The organism is Photobacterium japonica, from assembly GCF_050337005.1.
Lineage (GTDB): Bacteria > Pseudomonadota > Gammaproteobacteria > Enterobacterales > Vibrionaceae > Photobacterium > Photobacterium japonica.
On record NZ_JAKJSN010000031.1, the window covers coordinates 58,467 to 70,605 of the forward strand.

The window sequence follows — 12,139 nt, forward strand, 5'->3', positions numbered from 1 at the left end:
TGTGAAGCAGTCACACAGAGACGGCTCAGAAACAACAACGTGACAAAAAAAGAGACAAAAAAAGACAAGCGGTAGCCTCTACCGCTTGTCTTTTTATTCACTGCCGACGGTTAACGGCAGGCTATTACCCGCCGAGCAATCACTGCATGCGCTTTTTCAATCGCGCTAAATCAATCGCACTTGAACGTACCGTGAGCTTAATATGATCATATTCATACTCTTCTTTCACGATACTCATGCTTGAACGAATCTCTCCGATGATCCCTTTCGCGTCATAAGCGACAATGATCTCTTCTTCAATCATGTCATGCTCAGCCACGCTCACGATGTATTGGTGCAGCTTTTTAATATCCATCGGGTTACGCGTTGACATCATCATGGCATCAGGAAATTCTTCCAGTAGCGCCTGTTGCTGTTCAAGGCTAAGCTGATCGGATTTATTCAACACCAATCGCTTTTTAATGCCCTCAACACCCACTTCCTCAAGCACCTCGTGCACCACCTCCAACTGCGATCGGAAAGACGCGTCAGACGCATCCACCACATACAACAGCAATGAGGCATCATGCGCTTCAGCGAGCGTAGAGTGGAAAGAGGCCACCAAATCGTGCGGCAATTTTTTAATAAACCCGACAGTATCTGACACCAAGATACGCGGTTGCGTGATCGGGGACAGCGCACGTACGGTGGTATCCAGCGTGGCAAACAGTTTGTTTTCGCCTTCAACGTCACTGCCCGTAATGGCACGCATCATGGACGATTTACCCGCATTGGTGTAACCCACCAGCGCGACAGAAAACAGCTCAGAACGTTGAGTGCGTCGGCCTTTCATTTCCTCTTGCACGCTCACCAATTCACGGCGTAGTTCCGCTAATTGGTCACGGACTTTACGGCGGTCGAGTTCAAGTGTGGTTTCACCCGCCCCTTTCCCCATTTGGCGCTCTTTGTTGCCACTGGTCGATTCACGCAGTCGCGGCGCTAAATAGTTCAGACGGGCAATTTCAACTTGCAGACGGGCGGTACGCGTACGGGCATGACGGCTGAAGATCTCGATAATGATCCCCGTGCGGTCAAACACCTCGACGCCTAATTGGTTCTCGACATTACGCAGTTGTGATGGGCTTAAATCACAGTCAAACACCACCACATCCGCACAGGCAAACGGCAGATCCTCGGTCGGAATATCCGAAAAATCCAGATCCTCAAATAATGCTTCTGGGTCGATTTCTTCTTCAATCGTCCCTCGGTTGCCCGTCAGGCGGGCGATTTCCGCCAGTTTGCCTTCCCCCAGCACATTCATTTTCTGGGTCGAGCTTTGCTTTTGCGACTGCGTACCGACCACTTTAAACCCAAGGGTCGTGACCAAGCGTGCAAGCTCGGCCAGTGATTCGGTTGCTTCATCGCCTTTAAATTGCGGTGTGCAAATAGAGATAAGTAACGCGTGGTTAAGTGATGCTTTTTCTGTTATTTGCATAATTTTTTATGTCCGTGCACCTAAGCGCCGCCTGATTGTTACGAAAGAGCCTGAATCGTACGCTGTTACTGCGGTGTTTTATAGCGAAATAGCATGTACCGTACGGGCGTTATCGTCATGGATCCCAGCATTCCCACCGTCAGGGGGCAGTGGGGATCACAGTGCCGCCCTGCTCGACCAACACATACCCTGCCTTGCCCGCGCGTTTTACCGCATACAAGGCATCATCAGCATCACGGTACAATCCCGAGAAAGACGCCGTGCCTTCTACATCAAAACACACGCCGACCGAGGCTGAAACAGGGATCGCCTGCGTCATAAACTGCAATTGCATGACCACCTGCTGGGCGATCTTTGCTAAGCGAGCCGCTGATGGCACATGGGGCAGGAAAACCAAAAACTCATCGCCCCCCAAGCGACCGAGAATGCCACTATCACCAAACAGCCCCGCTAATTTCTGGCTGACATCCAGCAATAAACGATCACCGACCACATGCCCGTAGGTATCGTTAACCTGTTTAAAATTATCAAGATCAATCAACAACAATGCCGAGGGTGACGGCGACGCCGTATTGAGTTTGTCTTGTATGGCGGCTTCTAAATAATACCGGTTTAATAATCCTGTCAGGCCATCCACACTCGCGGTTTTATACACCTGCTCCAGCGCAACTTGGCGATAAGAAATATTCATGATCACCACATAAAATACATTCTCATCAGCATGATAGGTGGCAATATCATGAATCCACAGCACCTCACCGCTTTTATGCCTAATTCTAAATTCATAATCTAAAACCGTACCTTCTTGAATTGAATCTCCCACTTTTTTCAATATCGGCGATAAGTCATCCACCACCAAGGCGGCAAAGCGGTCTTGGTGCAGACGGTGCATTTCTTCCCGGGTGTAGCCGACTAACGTATAGAATGCATCATTCGCGCTCACAATCGTGGAGTAAGGATCATTTTTACAAATCAGAAGGCCGCAGGCAGCCCCATTGAAAAAACGTTCATAATGCATTTTGTTTCTTACCTATCACTGTCTTACCTACCACTAGGAAATAAATATTACTATTCAACCTTAATCTTAGTTAACACACCGTCATAACACAGGAAAAACGTCGACCGGGTAGATGAACGCAAGACCGTGAGACGCCGAGGATTAAAGTATCCAGACACAAGAAATGGTGGGAATAACGACTAAGACGAAGAGCAGGATTTAATACAGAAATAACATCGTAAAATATGTCACCCATAAAAATCGCGCGGATTATCCGGTGAAAATTATCACGTTCCAAGTAAAATTTTCCATCACATTCACGGCGTCATTACATTGAATAAAATACCATCGCAGCCACACAGAGCTTGTCGGAATATTCCCACAACCAGCCATGAATACTGGTCACTGTATATACAGCATGCCATTTAGTCACCATTGAGTATGGTATGTAAGTAACCAGCGCCTATCTGGAAGAGAATGCGATGCCACTATCCTGCCCACAGTAGTCCGCCGGATGGTCGTGGTTTAACGGTAAAATCACCCACATCCCCCTGAAAGCCGTTTTCTTATTCATCACCCACTTCCTAGCCTCCCGTATATTGCCAGCATAATAAACACTTTTATTGTGCATGCTGATTTTTACCTTTATTAATTCCAATAACTTTTCAATATGTTAAAGATAAAAAACCCTAAAAACATATTTAAAAGCTAAAATCTACATTGACCTATCTTCTTATCAAGAATAAACGGGTGTAGAGTGCGATGACATTCAGTCTTCATCAATATGTAGATATAACAATGAAAACAAATAAATACGCGACTATCGGCTTGCTCAGTACCCTTGCATTGTTAACCAATACTTGCGCACAAGCAGCCACCGCACCAGAAGCCTTTACGTTTGATATTGCAAACTCCACCATTAATCATAACCTTTCCTCAGGATCTGGCATGGTTATGCATAATGGACAGTTAATTGTGACCGGTGATGATTCACCGTGGTTATTTACGGTAAACCCTGATTTTAACATTGAGAAGAAAGTGATGATTGATCACTTCCCGGTCAATAAACACAATCGAATTAACCATAAAACCAAACCTGACTTTGAATCGATGACGCTGCTCCATTACAACAATCAGCCTTATTACTTTGTTATCGGCTCCGGCAGTAAAAAAACCTTACGAGAAAATGCGTATCTCGTTCCTGTAAAAGGGGGAGAAAACCAAAAACTGTCACTGTCTAACCTGTATACAACACTGCATCAGGCTGCAGGATTTACTCAAGAAGAAAAAATCAATATTGAAGGCATTGCCAACACCGCCAATAAGATTTTCATCTTCAACCGAGGCAATGAAGGTAAAAATGCCATTTTCGCCATGAAGACCACTGATCTCATGCACTATTTAGACGGTCAATCTAAGACACTGCCGTCGTTGAAAGTATATCAAGCGCAACTCCCTACCATTAACGGCGTGCAAGCCTGTTTCTCTGGTGCCGATTACTGGAAAGACAGCAACAGCTTGATTTTCACCGCATCGGTGGAAGGGAATAATCAAAGCAGCGTGAATGATGGTGCGATTCAGGGCAGTTTTGTCGGCGTGTTGCCATTGGCCACATTAGATAAAACGTCGAATCTCGATCTCATTCCTTACAGCCAAAAAGTCGAACAAGGCGGTAAAACGGTTATTACCAAGATTGAATCTATTGCGGTTGCCCAACAAACGTCGCAGCAAGCCAAAGGCTATATCGTCAGTGATAATGATAACGGCACCAGCCAGTTCTTCACCTTTACGATTGATAAGTAATCGTCACACCGTCTGATGACGTGAGACAGTGAATATCAACATGATTAAAAGGTCGCTATTTGCGGCCTTTTTCATATCGTGAGCATTTTTATTCAAAAAAGAAATGCGACCAATAATACCCGCACGGCTCAAGTTTTAAATTTGCATTCAAACAATGCAAAAAACGGCAATATAACAGCGATGAGGGATATTGTAATCACAATACATTCCTATTACTGTAATTTTAATGCTTTCAGACCAATAAGAAAAAAGTCTGAATTCACCTCACTGATATAAATAACAAGACAGAAATAGAAAGGGTGTTTTCAATGTTCCCATTTAGCCACCACAATAAACTGCAGCCTGCGCTTGAATATTGCCAACAACATCACCGCGTGTTGGGTGCCGGACAAGACTTAAGCCCTAAACAAGTCACCATGATCACCCACACCCCTCTTTATCATGAGGCTGAGACTCAAACTCATGCAATGGGATTATCAAATTACGGTGGACTGGCGTGGTTTAGTGCGCGTTTTTTAAAAAACGCCTTAAGACAACGTGAGAAAGGTGAAGAGATAGCGGAAGATATTGACGTGTTATCAAAAAAAATGGCGTCGGTGGCCTTGTGCCTTGGAGACAGCATCCCCGTTTTAGCGCTGTCCACAGCAGATATCGACGCGATTCTAAACGCCGGTGAAATCGCCATGAAATGGCTCGATACCCCATCAAAATAACGCGTTAACTGCCCTTCTTCACACTTCCTGAACACTTCCTTCCCCCTTCCTGCACAACAGATACACCGCGTGCAGGAAGGATTTTCGCCAGCGCTTTCAGTAACGATCTTGCGAACGAGCTCGCTAACGCTGCTGCGAAAATAGCCGCTTAGCCTTATGCCGCTTGCTTCGCCAACCACACTTTCATAAACGCCACTTCATGCTGCTGCGCTTTGATGATGTTTTCAGCAAAGGTTTTGATTTGCTGATCTTTCAAATAAGGCATCACGACTTCTGCCATCTTAATGGCTGCTTCATGGTGCGGGATCATTCCGGCCACGAAATCCACATTCGGATTCCCCATTAATTTCACGGTCATCATGCCGTGCATCACCGCCATCGATTGACTCATCATCGCTTCAGAGGCCTTCATATCCACGTCTTTCGGGTTGATGGTGTTGTGCGCCGCCAGCCACTGCTTCATGAAGATCACTTCTTCTTTCTGACTCTTGATGATGTTTTCTGCCAACTGCTTGATTTGCGGATCGGTCAGTGACGGCAAGATCTTCTCGCTCATCACAATCGCGCCTTCATGATGAGGCAGCATCCCCGCCACAAAATCGTATGACGGCATGCCTGTCAGCTTCAACGTATGCATACCGTGCATCGCCGCCATGGAATCATCCATCATCGCTTGTGAGTTGGCCACATTGCTGTGTGCATTCTGATGATCCCCCTGCTTACCATCGTGTTGCATATCATGTGCAAATACCGCAGAAGATGACAGTAACGCAGCAATAAGAAGGGACAGGCTGACTTTTTTCATTATATATATCTCTTTATATCTGTATTGCCAGCACAATAAAGTATCCCGTAGGTGGAAGGTCAAGCACAGAAATCACGTGGCTTGGGGCACGCATTGTAAAGAAGTGTAAGGGTGTTGCATGTACAACACTCTTTGCAATTATTATAACGACTAATTATGGGTGACTTTTTATTGGGTCATTTTTGTTTGCGTTAGATACGAGAGATTTTTCATGATGCGTAGAACCACGCTATCTCTTTTGGTTGCGTCGAGCCTTTTTTTGGTTGGCTGTGATCAGAGCCCACAGGGACAAGCCCCAAGTGGTCCCGCCCCGACACCGGAAGTCACGGTAATGACCGTGGAACCTGTCCGTCAAACGCTAACGGTTGAGCTACCAGGCCGCAGCCGTGCTTATATGGAAGCCGAAGTGCGTCCACAGGTGACGGGCATTATTTCTGAGCGTAACTTCACCGAGGGTGGCGTCGTCAAAAAAGGCCAATCCTTGTACCAAATTGATGACTCAACGATTCAAGCTGAGCTATTGAGTGCGGAAGCCGAGTTGATCCGTGCGCAAGCCGCAGAAGAGTCCAGCTATTCAACCGTGAAACGTTTCCGCACGTTGATCTCGAAAAAGTCGATCAGCCAGCAGGATCTGGACAACGCCGAAGCCGCTTACAAAGAAGCGAAAGCGCAAGCGCTTGTGGCTAAAGCGAAGATCAACACCGCGAAGATCAACCTGTCTTACGCGAAAGTGGAAGCGCCAATCAGTGGTGTGATCAGCAAGTCGAACGTGACAGCCGGTGCGTTAGTGACGGCCAACCAAGCCGCCACACTGACCACCATTCAGCAGCTTGACCCAATCAATGTCGATATCGTGCAATCTTCTGCTCAGTTATTGCGTCTAAAAGCCGCGATGTCACAAGGTCACCTGCAAAAAGACGAATCCGCCCAAGTCACGCTTATTCTGGAAGACGGTTCCACGTACGCCCACAAAGGCGCACTGAAATTTACCGAAGTGAACGTCGATGAAGGCACAGGCAGCGTCACATTGCGTGCTGAATTTGCCAACCCAGACGGTTTATTGTTGCCGGGCATGTTCGTGCGTGCAACCGTCACCGTTGGCGTGGATCCACATGCCATCCTGATCCCACAAAACACCGTAACGCGTGATGCAACAGGCAAAGCCTCAGTCATGACCGTGGACGCAGACAGCAAAGTGACGGTAAGACCGGTCACGACCGCAGAAGCGATCAACAACCAATGGCGCATCACCGATGGCTTGAAAGCCGGTGACAAAGTGATCACGACCGGCCTACAAATGGTACGTCCAGGTAGCCCTGTAACGATTCAACCCGGTGAGCAGGCATAATCATGGCACGATTTTTTATCGATCGTCCGGTGTTTGCTTGGGTACTGGCGATTCTGACGATGTTGTCGGGCGTGATGTCCCTGTTCAACTTGCCGGTGTCGCAATACCCAACCATTTCACCGACCACGATCTCAATTAACGCCCGTTACCCGGGTGCCTCTGCCAAAACGGTAGAAGATTCGGTGACGCAGGTTATCGAACAAAACATGACGGGGCTGGACTACCTGCGCTACCTGAACTCAAGCAGTGATGCGTTTGGTAACGCCACCATCACGTTGACGTTTGATAGCGAAGCCGATCCCGATATCGCACAGGTTCAGGTACAGAACAAACTGCAATTGGCGATGACGTCGCTGCCGATGGAAGTACAAAGCCAAGGCATCATCGTCAACAAAGCGAATAGCTCGTTCTTGATGGTCGTCGCGGTGTATTCTGAAGATCCTGACTTCACGGAAAACGACATCGGTGACTTCGTTGTTACCAATATTCAAGATCCGATCAGCCGTATCAGTGGTGTCGGCCAAGTGCAGGCGTTTGGTTCACAATACGCGATGCGTGTGTGGCTCGACCCATTCAAACTGACGCAGTTCAACCTGACAGCGATTGATGTGGCCAATGCCATTCGTGAGCAGAACGCGCAAGTCTCATCGGGTCAATTGGGTGCAGCACCGGCGCAAAAAGGCCAACTGCTGAACGCAACGATCTCGTCGGCCAGCCGTTTAACCAACGTATCAGAGTTCAATAACATCATTTTGAAATCTGAAGCGAACGGTTCCAACGTGTACCTGCGAGACGTGGCACGTGTTGAGCGCGGCGCTGAAAGCTACGACATCAACGGTCAGTACAACGGCTTCCCGGCGGCAGGTTTGGGTATCTCACTGGGTACCGGTGCCAACGCACTGGACACGGCCGAAGCGGTCAAGGCGCGTCTAGCACAGATCAGCGAAACCTTCCCTGACGGTGTGAAAATCGCCTACCCGTTTGAAACCACCCCGTTTGTTGAAGCGTCGATCAAAGAAGTGGTGAAAACCCTGCTAGAAGCGGTATTGCTGGTCTTTATGATCATGTACCTGTTCTTGCAGAACTTCCGCGCGACCTTGATCCCAACGATTGCGGTACCGGTGGTATTGCTCGGCACCTTTGCCGTGCTGTACGCGACGGGCTTCAGTGTGAACACCCTGACCATGTTTGCGATGGTACTGGCCATCGGCTTGTTGGTGGATGATGCCATCGTGGTGGTCGAGAACGTCGAACGTGTGATGCATGAAGACGGTCTCGATCCAAAAGAAGCGACCAAAAAATCGATGGGCCAGATCACCGGCGCCTTGATCGGTGTCGGCTTGACGTTGTCAGCGGTATTCGTGCCGATGGCCTTCATGTCAGGCTCAACGGGCGTGATTTACCGTCAGTTCTCTATCACTATCGTCGCAGCCATGACGCTGTCGGTATTGGTGGCGATCATCCTGACCCCTGCCCTGTGTGCAACTTTGCTGAAAAAGAGCGACGCCGAATTTGGCGAGAAAACCGGCTTCTTTGGTTGGTTTAACCGCAAATTCGACGCGGTGACCGCAGGTTATGAAGCGGGCGTGGCGAAAATGCTCAAGCGTACGGGCCGTATGCTGTTGGTGTTCCTTGCGATGAGTGCGGGCACGGGTTGGCTGTTCATGAACCTGCCGACCTCGTTCCTACCGGATGAAGACCAAGGCACCGTGTTCTCGATGGCGATTTTGCCACCGACCTCGACCCAAGAGCAGACAGAAAAAACACTGGATAAAATCCGTACCTATTTCTTGGAAGAAGAAAAAGACAACGTGGAATCCGTGTTCTCGGTCGCGGGCTTTAGCTTTGCCGGCCAAGGTCAAAACATGGGTATGGCGTTCATCGGTCTGAAAGACTGGTCTGAGCGTCAAACACCGGGCTCTGACGCGGCGTCACTGACGGGCCGTGCCATGGGTTACTTCTCAACGATTAAAGAAGCCATGGTGTTTGCCTTTGCGCCACCGGCCATTCAAGAGTTGGGTAACGCATCCGGTTTCGATTTCTACTTGCAAGATTCGCTCGGCTTAGGCCATGACGCATTGGTTGCAGCGCAATACCAGATGTTAGGTATGGCGGCACAAAACCCGAAACTGGTGGGTGTGCGTCCAAACGGTCAGGCCGATGCGCCGATGTACCAAGTAAATATCGACCACAGCAAACTGCGTGCATTGGGTGTCAGCATTAATGATGTGAACCAAATCCTGTCGTCGGCATGGGGTGGTGCTTACATTAATGATTTCATCGACCGTGGTCGCGTGAAGAAAGTCTTGATGCAAAGTGATGCTGAGCACCGCATGCAACCGGAAGACTTTGATTCTTGGTATGTGCGTAACGCACAAGGCGAGATGGTGCCATTTTCTGCTTTCGCCACCGGCGAGTGGAGCTACGGTTCACCGCTGCTACAGCGTTTCAACGGCATGCCTGCGATGAATATCCAAGGTGGCGCCGCGCCGGGTGTGAGTACCGGTGAAGCGATGGCTGAAATTGAAGCCATGGTGAAGCAACTTCCTGCGGGCTTCACCATCAACTGGAACGGTATTTCTTACGAGGAACGCCTGTCAGGTAACCAAGCGCCAATGCTGTACGCGTTGTCGATTCTGGTTGTCTTCTTGGTGCTTGCAGCCTTGTACGAGAGCTGGTCAGTCCCATTAGCCGTGGTACTTGTGGTACCGTTGGGCGTACTGGGTGCGGTACTGGCGGTGATGAGCCGCGGCATGGATAACGATGTGTTCTTCCAGGTGAGTCTGTTGACCACCGTGGGTCTAGCGACCAAGAACGCCATCCTGATCGTAGAATTTGCCAAAGAATACTACGAAAAAGGTGCCGGTTTGATTGAAGCGACCTTGCATGCGGTACGTGTGCGTCTGCGTCCTATCATCATGACCTCGCTGGCGTTTGGTCTGGGTGTTGTGCCGCTGGCGATCAGTTCGGGCGTCGGCTCGGCGGGTCAGAACGCGGTAGGTACCGGGGTACTGGGCGGCATGGTGAGTGCGACCCTACTGGGTATCTTCTTCGTGCCAGTGTTCTTCGTGGTGGTGGAACGTCTGTTCGACCGTCATAACAAGAAAAACGCCCAAGCGAAAGCCGTCACGTCGGCACCTGTGACGGAGTAAGGCGGCGTTATACTGCCTTGCGGTAACATGAAAAAAAGAGCGCTGACGCTTTCAGCGCTCTTTCTTTTTGCATCAAGCTCTTTTTTGCATGAACAGTCAGTTAAACACAGACATCCACCGAAATTTAAGTAGGCCACGATGAAAGAACAAAAAATCTCTCCCATTTCCGTGTTGGATCAAAGCCCGATGTACGTGTGCAGTGTCATGCAACGCATGTACCGCAACCGCGCCTCGGTTGAACTGTCTGAGCCGTACCAAATGACATTAGAGATGGCGAGTGCCTTAGCGGCCTTGGAAGAATTTCAACCGATGAGCCAACAGGAATTGGCTGATGCCGTGATGACCGAGCGCAGCGTTGCCAAACGCATGGTGGATAACCTCGAAAAGCGCGGTTTTGTGGCAGTGTCCAAATGCGAAACCAATCACCGCCTGAAAATGCTGTCGCTCACCCCTGACGGTATGGCAGCGTTCCAGTTTGCCCACCAAACCATGGATAACTTACAGCAGGATTTCTTTGCATGCCTATCTGAAGGCGAGTCTCACGAATTTTCTCGCTTAGTGCGTAAGCTGACGCAAGCGAACCTCTGATTGTCAGTGGCGCGGCCTCGATACGCCTTTGCACATATAACCCGTGAACAGATGAACCTCTGACTCTCAGAGGCTCTCCTTCTTTTCGGCAGCTTAATTCGCCCTTCTCATCATCCAATCTTCCCCTGCCATTCTGTTCGTTACAGCTCGTTCGCAATACGTCTGTAGCCACGCACCAAGGTATGGTTGGCCGACACGACCGATTCAGAAAACGCAGAATATTCCGGCGGCACTTTCGAGATGCTGTTGAGATCAAACTCCGCCCCAATATTGGTCATCGGTGGCACGTGGAACCCTTCCGGCAAATCCAATCCATCCACCACACAGTTATGGCGGATCACACAACCTTTGCCAATCGTGGTATTGAACACCACCGAGTTAAAGCCGATAAACACGTCATCACTCACTTCACACGGGCCGTGAATGATTGAACGGTGGGCAATAGATGTTCGCTCACCAATGGTTACCGCCATCCCCGCTTTGGAATGGATCACCACGCCGTCTTGAATATTGGTATCGCGCTTGATCACAATCGCTTCCATATCACCCTGCTCATTCACTTCATCAGCACGGATCACCGCATACGGACCAATAAACACGTTATCTTCAATAATGACCTTGCCACAAATAATGGCCGTCGGATCAATAAACGCCGTTTCAGAGACAGTCGGCATATGGCCACTTGGATTTCGTCTTAACATGTCACTTCTCTCTTCCCATGAATAAAAATATGTCGGTACCTCACGATGCTGACCCGCTTGCCAGCATCACCTTGTATCACTTCTTCCGCAAAAAGCGTGAGTAACGTTAGTTTGCAGGATTGGGGGGTCAAACAAGATGCGAGTAAGCCAACGTCCTTTCCCTTACTTCCCTAATCATGACACCCATTTTTTAATCGTGACAGCCATGATTAAACCCTTCTCTAATCGTGACACCCATTGTTAATAGCGCTAAATAAACGTAAGCGCTGAATTAACCCCACCTTCAATAATTCAGCCACATAGACGATCCTGTTTCTTCGTTATTTAAGGAGAAACACCATGACATCTACCAAACGACAACATTGGCAGTCTATTATCGATGAGCAAACCCAAAGCGACCTCACCAAAGCCGATTTTTGTCAGCAGCGTAATATCAAACTGGCGACGTTTTACTATTGGCTGAAAAAGCTACGCACTAATGACGAGATTCAATGTGTATTACCTATCTTGCTCGATGAAAAGGCAGAGGCTTCATGCGTTGAAGTGTTTCTGCCTAGC

General features: G+C 48.8%; 10 protein-coding genes. 6 read left to right on the forward strand and 4 right to left on the reverse strand.

What is annotated here, in order from left to right; genetic code table 11:
* Positions 1-139: 139 nt before the first annotated feature.
* Both hflX and L4C36_RS13440 read right to left on the reverse strand, forming a co-directional pair.
* A complete protein-coding gene (gene hflX / locus L4C36_RS13435; RefSeq protein WP_428478320.1) occupies positions 140-1,474 on the reverse strand; it encodes a GTPase HflX in 1,335 nt (444 codons plus the stop codon).
* 139 nt (positions 1,475-1,613) lie between these two features.
* Entirely contained in the window at positions 1,614-2,492 is an 879-nt protein-coding gene (locus L4C36_RS13440) for a GGDEF domain-containing protein (RefSeq protein WP_428478321.1), read from the reverse strand.
* A gap of 777 nt (positions 2,493-3,269) precedes the next feature.
* Between L4C36_RS13440 and L4C36_RS13445 the strand changes: the two genes are divergently transcribed.
* Positions 3,270-4,274, forward strand: coding sequence for a DUF6929 family protein (locus L4C36_RS13445; protein ID WP_428478322.1), 1,005 nt, complete (start codon positions 3,270-3,272; stop codon positions 4,272-4,274).
* Positions 4,275-4,582: 308 nt separating this feature from the next.
* Positions 4,583-4,987: a hypothetical protein gene (locus L4C36_RS13450; RefSeq protein WP_428478323.1), complete on the forward strand. Its 405-nt coding sequence runs from the start codon at positions 4,583-4,585 to the stop codon at positions 4,985-4,987.
* Between the two features lie 154 nt (positions 4,988-5,141).
* Here L4C36_RS13450 and L4C36_RS13455 read toward each other — a convergent pair whose 3' ends face one another.
* Positions 5,142-5,792: a DUF305 domain-containing protein gene (locus tag L4C36_RS13455; protein WP_428478324.1), complete on the reverse strand. Its 651-nt coding sequence runs from the start codon at positions 5,790-5,792 to the stop codon at positions 5,142-5,144.
* 211 nt (positions 5,793-6,003) lie between these two features.
* Between L4C36_RS13455 and L4C36_RS13460 the strand changes: the two genes are divergently transcribed.
* The 3 genes from L4C36_RS13460 to L4C36_RS13470 all read left to right on the forward strand — a co-directional run bounded on the left by L4C36_RS13460 (position 6,004) and on the right by L4C36_RS13470 (position 10,880).
* Positions 6,004-7,140: an efflux RND transporter periplasmic adaptor subunit gene (locus L4C36_RS13460; RefSeq protein WP_428478325.1), complete on the forward strand. Its 1,137-nt coding sequence runs from the start codon at positions 6,004-6,006 to the stop codon at positions 7,138-7,140.
* A 2-nt stretch (positions 7,141-7,142) separates the two neighbouring features.
* A complete protein-coding gene (locus L4C36_RS13465; RefSeq protein WP_428478326.1) occupies positions 7,143-10,292 on the forward strand; it encodes an efflux RND transporter permease subunit in 3,150 nt (1,049 codons plus the stop codon).
* A gap of 138 nt (positions 10,293-10,430) precedes the next feature.
* On the forward strand, positions 10,431-10,880 hold the full coding sequence (locus L4C36_RS13470) for a MarR family winged helix-turn-helix transcriptional regulator (protein ID WP_428478327.1): 450 nt from the start codon (positions 10,431-10,433) through the stop codon (positions 10,878-10,880).
* A gap of 140 nt (positions 10,881-11,020) precedes the next feature.
* Here L4C36_RS13470 and L4C36_RS13475 read toward each other — a convergent pair whose 3' ends face one another.
* Positions 11,021-11,581, reverse strand: coding sequence for a DapH/DapD/GlmU-related protein (locus L4C36_RS13475; protein ID WP_428478328.1), 561 nt, complete (start codon positions 11,579-11,581; stop codon positions 11,021-11,023).
* 339 nt (positions 11,582-11,920) lie between these two features.
* Here L4C36_RS13475 and tnpA point away from each other — a divergent pair.
* The coding region (gene tnpA / locus L4C36_RS13480; protein WP_428478329.1) for an IS66 family insertion sequence element accessory protein TnpA at positions 11,921-12,139 on the forward strand (219 nt) is incomplete at its 3' end.